An 18,326-nucleotide genomic window follows, 5' to 3' on the forward strand; every position below is an offset into this window, starting at 1 on the left:
AAATGATAATTTGAGTTATGCCTTCGACATCATCACGATGCAATCGGAAACCCTGCGGAGTTGGCTGCGGGGCGCAGCGGACAGGAACGGATCTCCATGCTTACCCAGGCGCTGATCGGCGACGAAGGAAGAACGATCGACCTCGGTTGGAAGGACGGCGCGCGCACTCGCTTTCACGCCATGTGGTTGCGCGACAATGCGCTCGACGACAAGACGCGCAGCGCCGGCAACGGCCAGCGGCTGATCACCATTCTCGACATTCCGGCGCAAACGCGGATCGGCGCAGCCGCGATCAAGGGCGATGCGCTTGAAGTCAGTTTCGAACCGGAGGGAAAGACGGTGCGCTTTCCTGCGGCATGGCTGAGCGCCAATGCCTATGACCGCGATGCCGCCCGACAGCCCGGCTGGACAGGCGAGGGCACCGTGCGATGGACCAGGGCCTCTATGCAGAATTCGGTGCCGCGCGCCGGCTATGTCGCGGCCAGCCGCGACCGCGCCGTCTTGCGGCAATGGCTGTCGGCGGTGAAGACCTACGGCTTCGCGGTGATGGACGATCTGCCGGCCGAATCCGGGGCGCTGTGCAAAGTGTCCGATCTGTTCGGCTATATCAGGGAGACCAATTACGGCCGCTGGTTCGAGGTGCGCGCCGAGGTCAATCCAACCAATCTGGCCTACACCAATCTTGGCCTGCAGGCGCATACCGACAACCCCTATCGTGATCCGGTGCCGACCTTGCAGATCCTGTCGTGTATCGAAAACACGGTCGAGGGCGGCGAATCCAGCGTCGTCGATGGTTTTGCCGTGGCGGCCGCGCTGCAGGCCGAAAACCCCGAAGGCTTCCGGCTGTTGAGTTCATACCCGGCGCGCTTCGAATATGCCGGCTCGTCGGGCGTGCGATTGCAGGCCAAGCGGCCGATGATCGAGCTCGGGCCGGATGGCGAACTCATCGCCATCCGCTTCAACAACCGCTCGCTGGCGCCGACCGTCGATGTGCCGTTCGCGGAGATGGAGGCCTACTACGCCGCCTATCGCCGGTTTGCCGAACTGATCGAGGATCCGTCCTTCGAAGTGACCTTCAAGCTCGAGGCGGGCCAGGCCTTCATCGTCGACAACACCCGCGTCATGCATGCCCGCAAGCAGTTCTCCGGCGCCGGCAAGCGCTGGCTGCAGGGCTGCTACGCCGACAAGGATGGCCTTTTGTCGACGCTGTCGGCGATCGAACACGAATTCAAGGAAGCAGCGGAATGAGCAGCCAGGATTTGAACGCGAGCAACATCGTCGAATTCATCGCCGATATTTTCGAACGCCGAGGGGCTGAATCCTATCTCGGCGAACCCGTCACCATGTCGGAGCACATGTTGCAGGGCGCCTGGTTCGCCGAAAAGGACGGCGCGCCCGATGTGCTGGTGGCGGCAGCACTGCTGCACGATATCGGCCACTACACCAGCGAGTTCGGCACCTATTCGCCCGACGATGTCGAGGACAAGCATCATGACGAAGCCGGCGGCGAGGTGCTGGCGCCGTTCTTTCCACCGGTGATCGTCGAATGCGTCAGGCTGCATGTCGCGGCCAAGCGCTACCTCTGCGCTACCGACCCCACCTATTTCGGCAGGCTGTCGCAGGCCTCGGTCCACACGCTGTCGCTGCAAGGCGGGCCGATGAATGCCGAAGAGGTGGCCGAGTTCCGCAAGAACCCGTTCCACGAGGAAGCGGTGCGGGTTCGCATCTGGGACGAGGCCGGCAAGATCGGCAATATGAAGACCCGGGCATTTCGCGACTACGTGCCGCTGTTGCAACGGGTTGTCCGCGACTTCGCCAATCGCGCCTGATCATAATCCGGGGAAGAAACGGCATGTGCTCCTGCTTCGACGGCGAGCATGCGCTAACCGTATGCCGGAGACCTGCCGCAAGCGTCTGCGTGCCGCAGGCGCTCGCGCCTCGCTGCCGATCCCTACCGGTGACGAGCCTTGTCACCGCGGATTTTATTGCGACATCCGTCGGCGCGGCCAAGATCAGTAGGTCAGACTTCGGTGTATATTTGACTCAGACGAAGGTCTGAGAATCGAGCTGAAAGCACGAAAGGAGAGTTTCCTCAGCGTTTGTAAGCCGCAATTTTGGGCTGTTCATTCTTGAATACCGTGACACATCATGATGTGATGGTGGCATGAATGGAGAAAGGCAGCCCCTGTTTTCATCCGTGCGTCGCTGGGCGTACTTTAGCTTGCGCGTATTCGCGGCGGTTGCGGTGACGATGCCGGTGCTTGGTCTGCGGTTGAGCCATGTCGACGGCTACAAGATCGAATTCGCCGCTGCCAGCGCCAAGAGCGGAAACAATGGCAATGGTAACGGTGGTGGCAACGGTAGTGGTAATGGTAATGGCTCAGGCGGCAACGCCGGGAATGGCAACGCCAACGGAAAGGGAAAAAATGGTGCCGGCGACAACGCCCCCGGTAGCCAAGCTCCCAGTAGCCAAGTCAATGCCGCTGGCGACACGGTGACGGTACAGGGCGCCAAAATCCAGGTCGTGCATCGCGATGGATTCAGCGAAAGCATCGAGGCCGGCCGCTTCACTATGAAGGATCCGCTTGGAAGGACAATTGTCGAACGCGCCGTAAGGGCCTCCGACATTGCTCGTCTGAAAGGGCTGTAACTGTTGGTTCGCCAACCAGCATCCGACCTTCAGACAAGCCCCGATCTCCCTATACAAGACCCGTTTTGGGCGCGTGCATAAGAATGGCTGCTTCGGTGCGGTTTCGCACCTTTAGCTTTTGAAATATCCGAGTCATGTGGTGTTTTACCGTTTTCTCCTGCAGGTTGAGACGTTTGGCGACTTCTTTATTGCTCAGTCCTTCGCCTACCAAGGAGATTATCCCAAGCTCGCGTCCCGAGAGATTGGCAACGAGATCGGTTGTGCGCTTTTCCGGCCGGATCAGTTCATTCAAAAGCTGCGCTGACAGGGTCGGCGAAACATATTTTTTTCCTGCGGCTATATAAGTCAGCACCTCGGCCAGCGATGCCGCCCCAATCCCTTTCAGCACATATCCGCGTACGCCCAGCCTGAGCGCCGTCGCCAAATCGGCGTTCGCCTCCGAGACGGTGAGCATGACGATCTTGCAGTCAGGCTGAGTTGCAAGAATATTTTCCGCTGCCGCCAGACCCCCTCCCGGCAAACTGATGTCGAGCAGCAATATGTCGGGATTTGCCAAGGCCGCAAGCTGTTCGGCATCCGCCGCGGTTTCGCCCGCACCAACGACTTCGAAGCCGCCGATTTCGGCGAGGCTGCGAGCCACACCCTCGCGAAACAGCGGATGATCATCAACAATGGCAATCCTTATGGGAGCGGTCATTTCTGGTCCTCGATGTTGAGCGTTATGGTCAGCCGGGTCCCCCTGGGGCTCGAAAAGGTCTCGAAGTGACCTCCGATACTTTCGATACGTTCCCTCATACCGGCGAGTCCAAGTCCTTCACACGATCCCGACTGGAATCCAGGGCCGTGATCAAGCACTTGAATGAGGAGCTTGCCCTGCGTCACTCTCGCCTTGACAGCCTGCCCCTTGCCCAGACCGTGTCGCCAGGCATTGTTTAGCCCCTCCTGCGCGAAGCGAAAGATGCTTATTTTCTCGGACGTCCCCAGGTCGGGCAGGCGAGATGGCAGTGAAAGCGATACGGAAGAGGCTGTACGGCGTTCATGTTCGGCAACCGCAAGCCGCAATATCTCCGCGACTGTCGAAGCTTCGATCTGTGGCAGCACGAGGCCGGTGCAGATGGCGCGGATCTCCCGCATCGCCTCATCCAACGTATGATGGATATCGGCGATCTCGGTCTTGCGGTGGCTTGGGGATGCGGCGGGATCGAGCAGTAGAGGGCTGTCCATGCGCAGCGCAGCCAGTGCGACGAGCTGAGCTGGACCGTCATGCAAATCAGACCCGATGCGACGCAAGTAACGTTCGTTGATTGCCGTTGCGCGGCGCGACGCCTGCTGGACGCGCTCCCGCAAAGCGGAATTCTGCTCCAAAAGCAACTGAAGCTCCGCCACTTGTGTCTCAAGCGCTGAACGCTGCGTTTCGATAGTGCTGCTGCCGCGAAGCACGATTCCCGAGAGCATCGCCAAGGCGACCGCGGTCGCGCCAGCCACGAGCAGCCAGCTCGACCATAGTGCCGAGTTTAAAGTGCCCTGAAGATCGTCGGCTATCTCGTAGAACTCGGAAACGGCCACAACATCGCCCGACCACGGCTCTCGAACCGGATTGTAGATCTCGAGCAGCGAGGCGGTGGGGCTCTTGCGTTCCTTCCTTTCATTTTCGTCCAGATCATTGAATTGCGCCACCACGTTTCCGCCGAACGCATGCAGCAAGTTCGCATTTGGCTCGAAGGTCTGGCCAATAAGAGCCGCGTCTTTGGCGTACAGCACCTTGCCATCACGCCGCCAAAGCACGAACGACGCCAGTTTTTTTCCGAGAGCACCCTGGTCCAGGGTTTCATCGAGTGCCCGTTTAACGGTGTCGCTGAGCTGCTGGCTTTTGCGCATATCCGGCAGGATTGGCGCGATGACACTGTCGACGTAAAGCGCGGTCGTGCTTGCAGAGTTGCGGATCACTCCATCTCGTATTTGCGAGGTGACCCATAGGCCGACGACCAGCATCAGCGACAGCAGCCCAATGCTTCCGACTATGATGAACTGCCAAGCCAACGATAGCCTGTTCCAGTTTTGATAGAGACTATCAATGTAGCGCACGTCTCAACCGACCCCGCGACTTTGGCCGTGCCAAAATGCCTAAGCCATCCTACATCTAGAACGGTCGATGGTGCGAGCAAGCGCTAGGTTGAATGCCGGGGAAACCGCAATTTCAGGGCATGATCCCACCGCCACCCGCGGGGAACGGCGGTGGGATCAGCGTTACTGTATGATCTTGACGATCTTCCGCGTGCCGGGGTCGACCAGCACGGTTCGCCCGTCGACCACAACGTAGCGATACTTGACGCTCGGCACTTCATGCAGTTCCACCGTGTCGGGAATGGCGGTCCCCACGTTCAATTCGACACCTGGAATCTTCACCGACGCAAGGGGCTGCTTTTTCACGTATTCGCGCACAACCGTTTCCTGCTCCGGCGCGATGATGACGTCTTGAGCGGCAACTACGCCCGCGCTCGCGAGCAGCAAGAATCCGGCAATTGCGGTCGACTGGTACATGGTCGTCATGATTCTCTCCTTCATGCGAGCAACGCTCATGCATCTTGCGCGAGCTCGATTCCGATACGGGTGGTGTTGATGAGGTTGATGCACACCGGGAGCCGAACGGGCTTTTCGCGGCTGCGTTCCCGCGTGGGGCTTCGGTCCGGGCGTCATCGGGCCAATGGACGATAGGGGGAGGGACCAAAGTCTGGTGCCAGGCTGTAGAGGTCCTAGAGCCTCCTCAGGGCGGAACACAGGGTTCTCGGCATCGTTGAGATCAGCACTTGTGGGAGGCGTTANGGCGTTAATGGACAACAGCGTCCATCAGGCACGATGGTTGCTCTTGCCTGTTTTCGGGGTAGCCATCCTGGTCATGACGACGGGAGTACTTCTAAGCTTGTGAGGCTGGTGTCATCGCTATGGGATCACAAGCTCAGGAAAAAACAAAATGTTGCGTTGCATTAATTGTTTGATGCAATTTGTAGGTGATTGTTGCAAAATTACTGCCAACATTCATTGGTCTTCTTAGAAGCCCGATTTTATTCACAAAATGTGGAACAAAGTATTTTTGGCAGAGTTGGCTAGGCTGAGGGACCGACTCTTTAAAGGAGAAAGCAGATGAAACATGTGTTGATCACGAGCATGATTGCGCTTGGCGTCGGGTGCGGCGCCGCGATCGCCCAGACCCAGGCCGTGCAGCCGAGCGGTGGCGACAACTGCGCCGCCGGCGCGGCCGATTGCCAGAAGGGCGGCAAGGCCGGCGAACAGGCGCAAGGCAAGATGAAGTCACAGACCGATCAGAATGCACAGGGCCAGGCTGGCGCCACGACCGATCAGCAGGCTCAGGGCAAAGCCAAGCTCAAGACGGATGAACAGGCACAGGGCAAGGCCGGGACCAGTACCGAGCAGAATGCTCAGGGTCAGGCCGGCGCCACGACCGATCAGCAGGCTCAGGGCAAGGCCAAGCTCAAGACGGATGAACAGGCCCAGGGCAAGGCCGGGACCAGCACCGAGCAGAATGCTCAGGGCCAGACCGGCACCAGCACCGAGAAGCAGGCTCAGGGCAAGGCCAAGCTCAAGACGGATGAACAGGCCCAAGGCAAGGCCGGGACCAGCACCGAGCAGAACGCTCAGGGCCAGACCGGCACCAGCACCGAGAAGCAGGCTCAGGGCAAAGCCGGGACCAGCACCGAGCAGAACGCTCAGGGCCAGACCGGCACCAGCACGGACCAGCAGGCCCAGGGCAAGGCCGGGACCACCACCGAGCAGAACGCTCAGGGCAACACAAACGTTCAGACCGACCAGGGCAATACGGCCTCGATCAACAACGTGACCGTCGAGCAGAAGACGCAGGTCACGCAGATCATCCACGAGACCAGGGTTGAGCCGGTGAAGAACGTAGACTTCGACATTTCGGTCGGCATCGAGGTGCCGCGGCACAAAGTGCGCCTGCACCGTCTGCCGGCGCGCATTGTCAAGATCGTCCCGGCCTACGAATCCTATGAGTACTTCGTGCTGGCCGACGGGCGCATCGTCATCGTCGACCCGGATACGTACAAGATCGTGCTGATCCTGACGTGACACGGCAGTGACTCTTGTTCCCGGCGCGGTGCGATTGAGGGGTATCGTATGCGCCGCGGTGGCCCGCCGACCAGAGGCGGCGGGCCACTTGCTTTGTCTTTCGCATCGCGCGTTTTTCCCGTTGACACCCTGCCTTTCACCCTCGTAGTGTCCGCCACGATGAAAAAGGCACTCATTCTCGTAGGAAAGCGCGTGGGCAAGGCGGTGTAACCGCCGGGCGAAAACCTCCCATGCGCAACACACAGGCTCCCATCGGGGGCCTTTTTTATTGCCCGAAACACGACTAAACGACCAGCAATCGCCTCATGGCTAGAAGTACGGGACCAGACCGATGAGCAACGGACAGAACGAACGGCGCGAAATGCCAAACAGGGAAATGACTGGCGCCGAAATGGTGGTGCAGGCGCTGAAGGACAATGGCGTCAAGCATGTCTTCGGTTATCCCGGCGGCGCGGTGCTTCCGATCTATGACGAAATCTTCCAGCAGGACGAGGTCGAGCACATCCTCGTCCGCCACGAGCAAGGCGCAGGGCATGCGGCCGAAGGCTATGCCCGCTCGACCGGCAAGGCCGGCGTCATGCTGGTGACCTCCGGCCCGGGCGCCACCAATGCGGTGACGCCGCTGCAGGATGCGCTGATGGATTCGATCCCGCTGGTCTGCCTGACCGGGCAGGTGCCGACTTCGCTGATCGGCTCCGACGCGTTTCAGGAGTGCGACACGGTCGGCATCACGCGCCCCTGCACCAAGCACAACTGGCTGGTGAAGGACGTCAACGAATTGGCCGCCACCATCCATGAGGCCTTCCATGTCGCGACGACCGGCCGCCCCGGCCCGGTGGTGGTCGACATTCCGAAGGATGTGCAGTTCGCCAAAGGCATCTATGTGCCGCCGCAGGCGGCGCCGCGCACCAGCTACCAGCCGAAGGTCCAGGGCGACCTGGAAAAGATCAAGGCCGCCGTCGAACTGATGGCCAGCGCCAAGAAGCCGATCATCTATTCGGGCGGCGGCGTCATCAACTCCGGTCCGGAGGCCAGCCATCTGCTGCGCGAACTGGTCGACCTCACCGGCTTCCCGATCACCTCGACGCTGATGGGCCTCGGCGCGTATCCGGCATCGGGCAAGAACTGGATGGGCATGCTGGGCATGCACGGCACTTATGAAGCCAATATGGCGATGCATGATTGCGACGTGATGATCTGCATCGGCGCGCGCTTCGACGACCGCATCACCGGACGGCTGACCGCCTTCTCGCCCAACTCGAAGAAGATCCACATCGACATCGATCCATCGTCGATCAACAAGAACGTGCACACGGAAGTGCCCATCATCGGCGATGTCGGCCGGGTGCTGGAGGACATGGTGCGGCTGTGGCGGGCGAGCGCCAAGGCCGACAAGAAGGCGCTCCATCCCTGGTGGGAGCAGATCGCCAAATGGCGCGCGCGTGACTCGCTCGCGTTCAAGATGAACCACGATGTGATCATGCCGCAATATGCCATCCAGCGGCTCTACGAACTGACCAAGGACATGGACACCTACATCACCACCGAGGTCGGCCAGCACCAGATGTGGGCGGCGCAGCACTATCATTTCGAGAAGCCGAACCGCTGGATGACGTCGGGCGGGTTGGGCACGATGGGATACGGCCTGCCGGCGGCGCTCGGCGTGCAGATCGCGCACCCGGATGCGCTGGTCATCGACATCGCAGGCGATGCCTCGGTGCAGATGACGATGCAGGAGATGAGCGCGGCGGTGCAGCACAATGCGCCGATCAAGATCTTCATCCTCAACAACCAGTATATGGGCATGGTGCGCCAGTGGCAGCAGCTGCTGCACGGCAACCGTCTGTCGCATTCCTACACCGAAGCGATGCCCGACTTCGTCAAGCTGGCCGACGCATATGGCGGTCATGGCATTCGCTGCGAGAAACCGGACGAGCTGGACGATGCGATCAAGGAGATGATCGCGGTGAAGAAGCCGGTGCTGTTCGATTGCCGGGTGGCGACGCTCGCCAACTGCTTCCCGATGATCCCGTCGGGCAAGGCGCATAATGAAATGCTCCTGCCCGACGAGGCGACCGACGAAGCCGTGGCCAACGCCATCGACGCCAAGGGCAGGGAACTGGTCTAGGTCCAAGCCGGGGCAGGGCTGTCGCGAGAAGCCGTGCGCAAACAGAGAATTAGCTCAAAGTCTGAAATCGAGATTCATGTCATGAACGCACAGCTTCAACCGACCGGCTCCGCCTATTTCATCGCCAAGGAAACGGAAAAGCCGGAGAACCACACGCTCTCCGTGCTGGTCGACAATGAGCCCGGTGTGCTTGCCCGGGTCATCGGCCTCTTTTCCGGCCGCGGTTATAACATCGAGAGCCTCACCGTCTCCGAGACCGAACACGAGAAGCACCTGTCGCGCATCACCATCGTGACGCGCGGCACGCCGCATGTGCTGGAGCAGATCAAGCACCAGCTCGAACGCATCGTACCGGTGCATCGCGTCGTCGATCTCACCGTGCGCTCGCACGAGTTCGGCCAGGAGCGGCCGCTGGAACGCGAGTTGGCGCTGGTCAAGGTCGCCGGCACCGGCGAAGCCCGCGTCGAGGCGCTGCGTCTGGCGGACGCTTTTCGCGCTTCGGTCATCGACGCCAACACCGAGCACTTCATCTTCGAGATTACCGGCAAGGGTTCGAAGCTCGACCAGTTCATCGCCATCATGAAGCCGCTCGGCCTGGTCGAGATCTGCCGCACCGGCGTGGCGGCGATGAACCGCGGCCCGCAAGGGATGTAGTCTCAGTCCAACTATTTTACCGGCTTGGGATCGACCTTGCCGCTCGCCAGATTCTTACTCTCCCTTTTGATCGGGCGCGATACCGGACAGACGTCCTGGACGAAGCCGTTCAGCGTGTTAACCAGATTGTTCTGGACCAGCGAGTAGCGGATGAATTGTCCCTGCCGCTCCCTGGCGATGAGGCCGGCCGTCTCCAGGATGCTCAGATGCTGCGAGATCGACGGCTTCGACATGTCGAAGCGCGCCGCGATCTCGCCCGCGGTCAGCGAGGAGTGGGCGAGATAGGCGAGGATCTTGCGCCTCGGCTGCGATGAGAGCGCCTCGAACACGCGCTGTATGGCGCTGCTTGCCCCGATAGCCGTGTCGCCATCCGCTGCATTGTCTTCGATCACCGCCTGCCTCTGTCGTTTCGCTTCCGGTATTTAGTCTATTGCCTAAATACCTAAATCGGAATAGTAGATAGTTAGCTTATTGCCTAAATAAGCGCCGGCGCGCCGGAAGGCAAGGCTCTTTGGTCCGGAAATGTTTCCTGCAGAGGAGGGGTGCCGATGAAGACCATATCCACAGGCAGAATGATCTCGCAGCCCTTGAGCGATGCCGAAGATGGCGAGGTCGTCTGGATGCCGGCCAAGTCGATCTGGGTCGGTGCGATGACGCTGATTGCGTTGGTGTTCGGGCCGCTGACCTTCAGCTGGAGCGCTTTCGCCCTGTTCGTAGCGACGACGGCGGTGACGATCTGCGCCGGACACTCGGTCGGCATGCATCGCCTGCTCATCCATCGCTCGTTCAAGGTTCACATCTGGCTCGAACACGCGCTGGTCTATCTCGGGACGCTCGTCGGCATGGCCGGTCCGTTCGGCATGATCTATGCGCATGACATACGAGACTGGGCGCAGCGCCAGACGGCTTGTCACGACCTGCACGCCCACCGCCGGCCTTTCTTCACCGACGCTTTCTGGCAAATGCATTGCGCCGTAGCGTTGCGCAATCCGCCTGACTTCGTCATCGAGCCGTCGATCAGAAACGACCGCTTCTACAAATTCGTCGAGCGGACCTGGATGCTGCAGCAACTGCCGTGGGCGATCCTTTTCTTGCTCCTCGGCGGGTGGAGCTGGGTGGTCTGGGGCATTGCGGTGCGTATCTCCGTGTCGCTGACCGGGCATTGGCTGGTCGGGCATTTCGCACATCGCAGCGGGCAGCAGGGCTGGCGCGTCGATGGCGTTGCCGTGCAGGGCTACAACCTGCCGCGTTTCGGCCTGGTGACCTTTGGCGAGAGTTTCCACGGCAATCACCATGCGTTTCCCGAATCCGCAAAGCTCGGCCTGGAACTCGGGCAGATCGATCTCGGCTGGCTCTTCATCCGCATCCTGGCTGCCCTCGGCCTCGCGCATGGCGTGAAGCTTCCCGGGAACACGCCGAGGCGCAAAGGCCTGCGGCGTGTGGCTGGCCGTCAGGAGGCGGCCGCCGCTCCCAGCCTGTTGTCGGCGCGGGCCCACGGCAGGTAGACTGTGCCGGCCTGGCTGGCTCGGGATAGACGGATCACGGCGGAGCGCTTTGGACCAATGGAATGAGGTTGCGTCCAGCGCTCTGTCGATTTAAGTCAGCATTGCTGACCTTTGTGAGCCGTCATGACCCTCGACGCTTTCCTTGCCCTTTTGGTCTACGCCTTCGTGACCTCGATCACGCCGGGGCCGAACAACCTCATGCTCTTGGCGTCGGGCGTGAATTTCGGCCTGGTCAGAACCATTCCGCATATGCTGGGCATCAGCATGGGTTTCCTGGTGCTGTTGCTTGCTGTCGGCTTTGGCCTGGGCGCGGTGCTTACGGCGTTTCCGGCCTTGCACACCGGATTGAAGATCGCCGGCGCTGCCTATCTGCTCTATCTCGCCTGGAAGATCGCCATGTCGCGCTCGCTGTCCAGCAAGGGTGAGACGGAGGCACGGCCGATGCGCTTCATCGAGGCAGCCGCATTCCAGTGGGTCAATGCGAAAGCCTGGGTGATGGCGATCACCGCCATGGCCGTCTACTCCAATCCGGACCACCCGTTCCTGTCGGTGGCGCTGATCGCGATCGCCTTCACCGTCGTCAACCTGCCGAGCGTCTCGGTGTGGGCCGGCTTCGGCACGGCGCTGCGCGGATTCCTGTCGGATCCGGTGCGGCTGAAATGGTTCAACATCGCCATGGGCGTGCTCCTGGCGGCGACGCTCTGGCCGATGCTGAGATAGACGCATCCGGCCTGAAATCTCAACCGCATCCTGGCTGGTTTTCCGACTGCTGAGCCGGCTGCATAGTCATTGTGCAGTGCACATTAAATCTTCGTAATGCCGTGTTTTGGCCCTTTTCCGACAAATGTGCGTCCTATCTACTTCGGCGAGATCGCGGCAAGGCGCCGTGATTGGGTAGAATGAGACCACCGGGTTCGGCGTGTCGGATCATAGGGCTTTTAGTCGATGCGCGGAAAAGTCGTTCTGGCGGTGGTGGTGGCAGCGGCCTGTGTCGCCGCGGCATGGGTCTATTTTTCGCCGGCGGCAATGAGCAGTCTGCAGCAGATGCTGCCGGGCGCCAGGCAGGCGGCAGCAACGGACAAGCCGGCTGGATCGGACAAGGCTTCGGCCGACAAGGCTGGGGGCAAATCCGGCGCCGGCGGTAATGCCGCCCGTTCGGCCTCGATCGTCTCGGCCACTGCGACAATGGCCGATTTTCCAATCCGCCGTTACGCCATCGGCTTCGTGTCTTCGCCGGCCGTGGTCAACATCAACGCCCGCGTGTCCAGCCAGATCGTATCGATCGACGTCAAGGACGGCCAGATGGTGAAGGCCGGCGACCTGCTGTTCTCGCTCGACGACAGGGCGCTCAAGGCGCAGCTTGCCAAGGATCAGGCGACGCTCGCCAAGGACCAGGCCCTGCTGACCAGTTCGGGCTCCGACCTCCAGCGCGCCAAGGATCTCGTCGCCAAGCAGGCCGGCACGCAGCAGACCTACGATCAGGCGGTGGCGGCGCAAAAGGCTGCCGCGGCGACGGTCGATGCCGACAAGGCGACGATCGACGCCGACAATGTCCAGCTCGGCTTTGCCAGCATCAAGGCGCCGATTGCCGGCCGGCTGGGGGCGGTCAACGTTTCGGTCGGTGACCTCGTCACCTTGAGCAACGGCAACTCGAGCACGGCCACGCCGCTGGTGACGATCACCGAGATGGATCCGCTGCAAGTCAACTTCAACCTGCCGGAGAGCAACCTGGCGCTGCTGCACAAGGCGCTGGCCAACCCGCAGCAGGGGGCAGTCACGCTGACCAAGGACGGCGACCCGACGCCGATCGGCAGAGGCACGCTCGACTTCGTCGATTCCAGCGTCGACACCGCTTCCGGCACCATCGCGACACGGGCGAGCATCCCCAACGCCGATCTTTCGCTGTGGCCCGGGCAATATGTGAATGTCGTGCTCGACGCCGGCATCATGCCGCAGATGACATCCATCCCGACCGTGGCCGTGCAGCCTAGCCAAAAGGGACCGTTCGTCTATGTCGTCAAGCCCGACAACACGGTCGAGATGCGACCGGTGCAGGTGGCGCTGACCGAAGGCGAAAACAGCGCCATCAGCGAGGGCGTCAAATCAGGCGAGAAGGTGGTGGTCGAGGGCCAGACCAGGCTGAAGGACGGCGCCGCCATTCACGAAGGCAAGGCGGCCAGCGGTGATCAAGCTGCTCCCAAGGTCGCCGAGGCCGGCAAGGCGGCTGCCCAATGATTTCCGAATTCTGCATACGCAGGCCTGTCGCCACGCTGCTGATGTCGTTCGCCCTCGTGCTGGGCGGGCTGTTTGCCTACAAGTTCCTGCCGGTGGCGGCGCTGCCGAGCGCCGAATTCCCGGTCGTCAACGTCTCGGCCACCCTGGCCGGCGCTTCGCCCGAAACCATGGCCACTTCGGTGGCGACGCCGCTGATCAAGCAGTTCGCCACCATCGCCGGCATCGATTCGATCTCGACCAGCAATTCGCTGGGACGCACGTCCATTGCCATCCAGTTCGTGCTCAACCGGGATATCGACGCGGCGGCCGCCGACGTGCAGGCGGCGATCGCGCGCACGCAGCGGCAGTTGCCGCCGGAGATGACGTCGCCGCCGAGCTATCGCAAGGTCAATCCGGCCGACGCGCCGATCCTTCTGATGTCGCTGGTCAGCGACACGGTTCCGCTCACCGACCTCGACGCCTTCGCCGAAAACGTCATCTCGCCCTCGCTGTCGACCATCGACGGCGTGGCGCAGGTGTCGATCTTCGGCCAGCAGAAATATGCGGTGCGCGTGCAGATCGACCCGACGGCGCTGGCGGCGCGCGGCATTTCGATCGACCAGCTGCAGACGGCGATCGCCTCGGCCAATTCCAACACGCCGCTCGGGGTCTTGCAGAACGACAAGCAGCAGCTGACCATCACGGCCAACACGCAGCTCACCAATGCCGCCGGGTTCTCCAACCTCATCATCGCCACCAAGAACGGCCATCCGGTGCGGCTGGGCGAGGTGACGCGCGTCATCGACTCGGTCGAGACCACGACGACCGCAAGCTGGTACGACGGCACGCGCGCCATCATCCTGGCGGTGCAGCGCCAGCCCGACGCCAACACGGTCGACGTCGTCGACAAGGTCAAGGCGATGCTGCCGTCGTTCAAGGACCAAATGCCGGCCGCCGCCGACATCAAGCTGCTCAACGACCGTTCGACCTCGATCCGCCAGGCCGTCGACGACGTCCAGTTCACGCTGCTTCTGACGATCGCTTTGGTGGTGACGGTGATCTTCGTCTTCCTGCGCCGGGTGACCGCAACCATCATTCCGGCCGTGGCGGTGCCGATCTCGCTGATCGCGACGCTCGGCGCCATGTTCCTGTTCGGCTTTTCCATCGACAACATCTCGCTGATGGGCCTGACGCTCGCAGTCGGCCTCGTCGTCGACGACGCCATCGTCATGCTGGAAAACATCTTTCGCCACATGGAGGAGGACGGTCTCTCGGCCTTCGATGCCTCGCTGAAAGGCGCGCGCGAGATCGGCTTCACCATCATCTCGATCTCGATCTCGCTGGTGGCGGTGTTCATCCCCGTGCTTTTGATGGGCGGCGTCATAGGCCGCATCTTCAACGAATTCGCCGTCGTGGTGACGGTCGCCATCCTGGCTTCGATGTTCGTGTCGCTGACACTGACGCCGATGCTGTGTTCGCGCTTGCTGTCGGTGACCAAGGCCGATCGCGACAAGCATGCCCCCGGCCACAAGCACGATATCGTCACCCGCGGCTATGACCGGCTTTTGACCTTCTGCCTGCGCCACACTTTTCTGGTGTTCCTCGTCTTCGTCGGCACGGCGGCAGGGTCGGTCTGGCTGATCGAGGTCTCGCCGAAAGGCTTTTTCCCGCAAGAGGATATCGGCCAGATCTCGGTGACGACGATCGCCAGGCAGGACATCTCCTACGACGCCATGGTCAAGCTGCAGAACCAGGCGGCAAGTGTCTTCTCGCGTTCGCCCTATGTCTCGCATGTGGCCTGGTCAGCCGGCGGCGGCAACAATGCGCTGAACCAGGGCCAGCTCTATGTGCAGCTGAAGGACAAGAGCCAGCGCCCCGACATCGATAAGGTGCTGTCGGATCTGCGGCGGCAGCTGGCCGTCGTGCCGGGGATCGATGCCTATATGCAGCCGGTGCAGAACCTGCGACTTGGCGCGCGTTCTTCCGCCAGCGCCTACCAGCTCGTCGTTCAGGGCCTCGATACCGGCCTGACCGACACATGGGCGCAAAAGCTCAACGATGCGATGGCGGCCGATCATGCGAATTTCACCGACGTCACCAGCGATCTGCAGAACAATTCATTGCAGGCGACGCTGGTGGTCGATCGCGACAAGGCGGCGTCGCTCGGCATCGACACCGACACGCTGCGCTCCAGTCTCTATGGCGGCTTCGGCACGGAGCAGGTCTCGACGATCTTCGGCTCGGCCGACAGCTACGAAGTCATCATGGAGCTCGATCCCAACATCGAATGGTCGCCCGAGCGCATGCTGGCCATCCAGGTCAGGACGGCAAGCGGCAGCCTGGTGCCGCTCGGCGCCTTTGCCCGCGTCGACCGCACCGCCGGCGCGCTGACGGTCAACCAGCTCGGCCAGCTGCCGGCGGTCACCATCTCCTATAATCTGCCGCAAGGCGTGGCGCTGGGCGACAGCACGGCCCGCATCGCCGCGCTGAAGGAGCAGATCGGCATGCCGCCGGCGATTTCGACCAGCTTTGCCGGCACCGCCAAGACCTTCCAGGATTCGCTCGCCAATCAGGGCCTGCTGATCGGCGGCGCCATTCTGACCATCTATATCGTGCTCGGCATCCTCTATGAGAGCTTCATTCATCCGCTCACCATCCTGACCGGCCTGCCTTCGGCGGTGCTGGGCGCGGTGGTCGCGCTGCGCTTTGCCGGCATGGACCTGTCGGTGATCGCGGTGATCGGCATCCTGATGCTGATCGGCATCGTCAAGAAGAACGGCATCATGATGGTCGACGTCGCGCTGGAGCTGCGACGAGAAGGCATGTCGGCCAAGGAGTCCATACACAAGGCGTGCCTGATGCGTTTCAGGCCGATCATGATGACGACGTTGGCGGCGCTGATGGGCACGTTCCCGATCGCGCTCGGCACCGGCGCCAGTGCTGAGCTGCGCCAACCGCTCGGTGTCGCGGTCGTCGGCGGGCTGCTCGCTTCCCAGGCGCTGACGCTGTTCGTCACCCCTGTCATCTATGTCTATTTCGAGAATTTCTCCGGCTGGCTGATGAGCTTCTTCTCTTCGAAAAAGAACAGGCCGGAGCTGCATGCGGTCGAGAGCGGCGAGCAGGCCTCGCTGTTCGCTCCCGAGGATCGGCTCGAGCCGCAAAGGGCCGCCGCCGAATAGGCGATGGCCCGTGGCCCAAGCTGTCATGCTTGCGGCCGCGTGCCGCCGATCCTAATCTGAGGTCATGTCCCATGATCATGACCACGACAACGAACTCGACTCGTTTGCGGCGCGCGTGCGCGCGCTGGAAACTATCCTCACCGAAAAAGGCCTGATCGATCCGGCGGCGATCGACGTCATCGTCGACACCTACGAGACCAAGATCGGGCCGCGCAACGGCGCCAGGGTGGTGGCGAAAGCCTGGAGCGATCCGGCCTTTGCCGAGTGGCTGAAGCGCGACGCGACGGAAGCGATCGCGTCGCTGAGCTATAGCGGCCGCCAGGGCGAGCACATGCAGGCCGTGTTCAACACGGACGAGACGCACAACCTCGTCGTCTGCACGCTGTGCTCCTGCTATCCGTGGTCGGTGCTCGGGCTGCCGCCGGTCTGGTACAAGGCGCCGCCCTATCGCTCGCGCGCCGTGATCGATCCGCGCGGCGTGCTGGAGGAGTTCGGGCTGACCTTACCGGCGGAGAAAAACATCCGCGTCTGGGATTCGACTGCCGAACTGCGCTATCTCGTGGTGCCGATGCGGCCTGGCGGTACCGAAGGCTGGAGCGAGGACCAACTCGCCGAACTGGTCAGCCGCGATGCCATGATCGGCACGGCGGTGGCCAAAGAACCCGGGACAAAGAAGGTACCGGCATGAACGGGCCGCAGGATCTAGGTGGACAGATGGGTTTCGGGCCGGTCGCGCCCGAAAGGAACGAGCCTTACTTCCATGCGGATTGGGAGAGGCGGGCGCTCGGCGTGACGCTGACTGCCGGCGCCATGGGCGCGTGGAACATCGACGAGAGCCGGCACGCCAGGGAATCGCTGCATCCGGCCGTCTATTATTCCTCAAGCTACTACCAGATATGGATCAAAGCGCTCGAGGTGCTGCTGAAGCGCCATGGCTTCGTCAGCGAGCGCGATCTGACGGAAGGTCGGGCGGTCGATCCGGCGGCGACGCCCAAAAGGGTGTTGAAGGCCGAAGACGTGCCGGCGGTACTGGCCAAGGGCAGTCCCTGCGACCGGCCGGTTGAGACGGCGCCGCGCTTCAAGGCCGGCGACCCGGTGCGGACAAAGAATTTCAATCCCACCGGCCACACAAGGCTACCGCGTTATGCGCGCGGCAAGCACGGAGTTATCGAGGCCGTGCGTGACGGTTTTGTGTTCCCCGACAGCAACGCGCATGGCAACGGTGAAAACCCGCAATGGGTCTATACCGTGGTCTTCGATGGCTCGGAAATCTGGGGCGAGGGCGCCGACTCGACGCTGACCGTCTCGATCGATGCCTGGGAGAGCTATCTTGAGCCGGCCTGAAGGTGCATTGCCGGCGGGTCTGGACGAACCGGTATTCGCCGAACCCTGGCAGGCCGAAGCCTTCGCCATGACGGTGGCGCTGCATGACAAGGGCCTGTTTTCGTGGAGCGAATGGGCCGATGCGCTGTCGGCGCAAGTGAAGAAGCCGGGCGCCGCAAGCGACGGCCACGACTACTACGAGCATTGGCTGGCGGCGCTGGAAACGCTGCTGGCGGCCAAGGGCGTCGCCGGCAAAAACGATGTCGACACGCTCGCCGCCGCCTGGGAACGCGCCGCGCATGCAACCCCGCACGGCAAGCCGATTTTGTTGGAGAACGATCCCGTGGATTGGTGAGGGATGAAGTCCTCGCGATGTTTGCGCCGCCCCTCACCTGCCTGCCGGCATCCTCTCCCCGTACGACGGGGAGAGGGGTCGCTCGCGTCCATGGTTTCGCCAATCTCAAGCATCTCATGATGGCGCCGAGGCTGCGGCCAGCTGTCCAGCCGATAGATGGGTAACACTTTGAACCGGATACATAGGTGACACTTCTCTCCCCCTATGCGTCCGC

The 18,326-nt window shown here is 61.9% G+C and carries 17 protein-coding genes; 13 read left to right on the forward strand and 4 right to left on the reverse strand.

The features are described from left to right. The first annotated feature begins 96 nt into the window (after window positions 1-96). From X728_RS139960 to X728_RS139950, 3 genes are all read left to right on the forward strand, one after another. Window positions 97-1,248: a gamma-butyrobetaine dioxygenase gene (locus X728_RS139960; RefSeq protein ID WP_023682082.1), complete on the forward strand. Its 1,152-nt coding sequence runs from the start codon at window positions 97-99 to the stop codon at window positions 1,246-1,248. Continuing rightward, window positions 1,245-1,829 carry an HD domain-containing protein gene (locus X728_RS139955; protein WP_023832895.1) on the forward strand — a complete coding sequence of 195 codons (585 nt, stop codon included), beginning with the start codon at window positions 1,245-1,247 and terminating at the stop codon, window positions 1,827-1,829. The genes X728_RS139960 and X728_RS139955 overlap by 4 nt, the downstream gene beginning before the upstream one ends. A gap of 392 nt (window positions 1,830-2,221) precedes the next feature. Then, on the forward strand, window positions 2,222-2,650 hold the full coding sequence (locus X728_RS139950) for a hypothetical protein (protein ID WP_023699032.1): 429 nt from the start codon (window positions 2,222-2,224) through the stop codon (window positions 2,648-2,650). Between the two features lie 49 nt (window positions 2,651-2,699). Here X728_RS139950 and X728_RS139945 read toward each other — a convergent pair whose 3' ends face one another. From X728_RS139945 to X728_RS139935, 3 genes are all read right to left on the reverse strand, one after another. Continuing rightward, window positions 2,700-3,347 (reverse strand): response regulator transcription factor, encoded by a 648-nt coding sequence (locus tag X728_RS139945; RefSeq protein WP_023682079.1) that lies wholly within the window; start codon window positions 3,345-3,347, stop codon window positions 2,700-2,702. Next, complete coding sequence (locus X728_RS139940; protein ID WP_023690914.1) at window positions 3,344-4,735, reverse strand: sensor histidine kinase; 1,392 nt, start codon at window positions 4,733-4,735, stop codon at window positions 3,344-3,346. The genes X728_RS139945 and X728_RS139940 overlap by 4 nt, the downstream gene beginning before the upstream one ends. A gap of 162 nt (window positions 4,736-4,897) precedes the next feature. Next, window positions 4,898-5,191: a DUF1236 domain-containing protein gene (locus X728_RS139935; protein ID WP_023668349.1), complete on the reverse strand. Its 294-nt coding sequence runs from the start codon at window positions 5,189-5,191 to the stop codon at window positions 4,898-4,900. A gap of 600 nt (window positions 5,192-5,791) precedes the next feature. Here X728_RS139935 and X728_RS139930 point away from each other — a divergent pair. The 3 genes from X728_RS139930 to ilvN all read left to right on the forward strand — a co-directional run bounded on the left by X728_RS139930 (window position 5,792) and on the right by ilvN (window position 9,536). Next, window positions 5,792-6,754, forward strand: coding sequence for a DUF1236 domain-containing protein (locus X728_RS139930; protein ID WP_023668350.1), 963 nt, complete (start codon window positions 5,792-5,794; stop codon window positions 6,752-6,754). Window positions 6,755-7,085: 331 nt separating this feature from the next. Then, on the forward strand, window positions 7,086-8,882 hold the full coding sequence (locus X728_RS139925; protein WP_023668351.1) for an acetolactate synthase 3 large subunit: 1,797 nt from the start codon (window positions 7,086-7,088) through the stop codon (window positions 8,880-8,882). Between the two features lie 81 nt (window positions 8,883-8,963). Further along, on the forward strand, window positions 8,964-9,536 hold the full coding sequence (ilvN, locus tag X728_RS139920) for an acetolactate synthase small subunit (protein ID WP_023668352.1): 573 nt from the start codon (window positions 8,964-8,966) through the stop codon (window positions 9,534-9,536). Between the two features lie 11 nt (window positions 9,537-9,547). Here the strand turns inward: ilvN and X728_RS139915 are convergent, their stop codons facing one another. After that, window positions 9,548-9,928: a metalloregulator ArsR/SmtB family transcription factor gene (locus X728_RS139915; protein ID WP_023702997.1), complete on the reverse strand. Its 381-nt coding sequence runs from the start codon at window positions 9,926-9,928 to the stop codon at window positions 9,548-9,550. Between the two features lie 156 nt (window positions 9,929-10,084). Here X728_RS139915 and X728_RS139910 point away from each other — a divergent pair, with 156 nt between their 5' ends. The 7 genes from X728_RS139910 (at window position 10,085) to X728_RS139880 (ending at window position 18,112) form a co-directional block, all read left to right on the forward strand. Next, window positions 10,085-11,041: an acyl-CoA desaturase gene (locus X728_RS139910; RefSeq protein ID WP_023832897.1), complete on the forward strand. Its 957-nt coding sequence runs from the start codon at window positions 10,085-10,087 to the stop codon at window positions 11,039-11,041. A gap of 123 nt (window positions 11,042-11,164) precedes the next feature. After that, the gene (locus X728_RS139905) at window positions 11,165-11,761 is read left to right on the forward strand and encodes a LysE family translocator (RefSeq protein WP_023832898.1); all 597 of its coding nucleotides are present in this window, start codon (window positions 11,165-11,167) and stop codon (window positions 11,759-11,761) included. A 225-nt stretch (window positions 11,762-11,986) separates the two neighbouring features. Beyond that, window positions 11,987-13,276 carry an efflux RND transporter periplasmic adaptor subunit gene (locus X728_RS139900; protein ID WP_023832899.1) on the forward strand — a complete coding sequence of 430 codons (1,290 nt, stop codon included), beginning with the start codon at window positions 11,987-11,989 and terminating at the stop codon, window positions 13,274-13,276. Further along, window positions 13,273-16,434 carry an efflux RND transporter permease subunit gene (locus X728_RS139895; RefSeq protein WP_023832900.1) on the forward strand — a complete coding sequence of 1,054 codons (3,162 nt, stop codon included), beginning with the start codon at window positions 13,273-13,275 and terminating at the stop codon, window positions 16,432-16,434. The genes X728_RS139900 and X728_RS139895 overlap by 4 nt, the downstream gene beginning before the upstream one ends. A gap of 64 nt (window positions 16,435-16,498) precedes the next feature. Then, window positions 16,499-17,122 carry a nitrile hydratase subunit alpha gene (gene nthA, locus X728_RS139890; protein ID WP_023832901.1) on the forward strand — a complete coding sequence of 208 codons (624 nt, stop codon included), beginning with the start codon at window positions 16,499-16,501 and terminating at the stop codon, window positions 17,120-17,122. Then, window positions 17,119-17,778: a nitrile hydratase subunit beta gene (gene nthB, locus X728_RS139885; RefSeq protein WP_031196002.1), complete on the forward strand. Its 660-nt coding sequence runs from the start codon at window positions 17,119-17,121 to the stop codon at window positions 17,776-17,778. The genes nthA and nthB overlap by 4 nt, the downstream gene beginning before the upstream one ends. Further along, complete coding sequence (locus X728_RS139880) at window positions 17,765-18,112, forward strand: nitrile hydratase accessory protein (RefSeq protein ID WP_031196003.1); 348 nt, start codon at window positions 17,765-17,767, stop codon at window positions 18,110-18,112. Before nthB ends, X728_RS139880 begins: the two co-directional genes overlap by 14 nt. Window positions 18,113-18,326 lie beyond the last annotated feature (214 nt).

Origin of the sequence: Mesorhizobium sp. L103C119B0 (assembly GCF_000502235.1) — a bacterium.
Classification (GTDB): domain Bacteria; phylum Pseudomonadota; class Alphaproteobacteria; order Rhizobiales; family Rhizobiaceae; genus Mesorhizobium.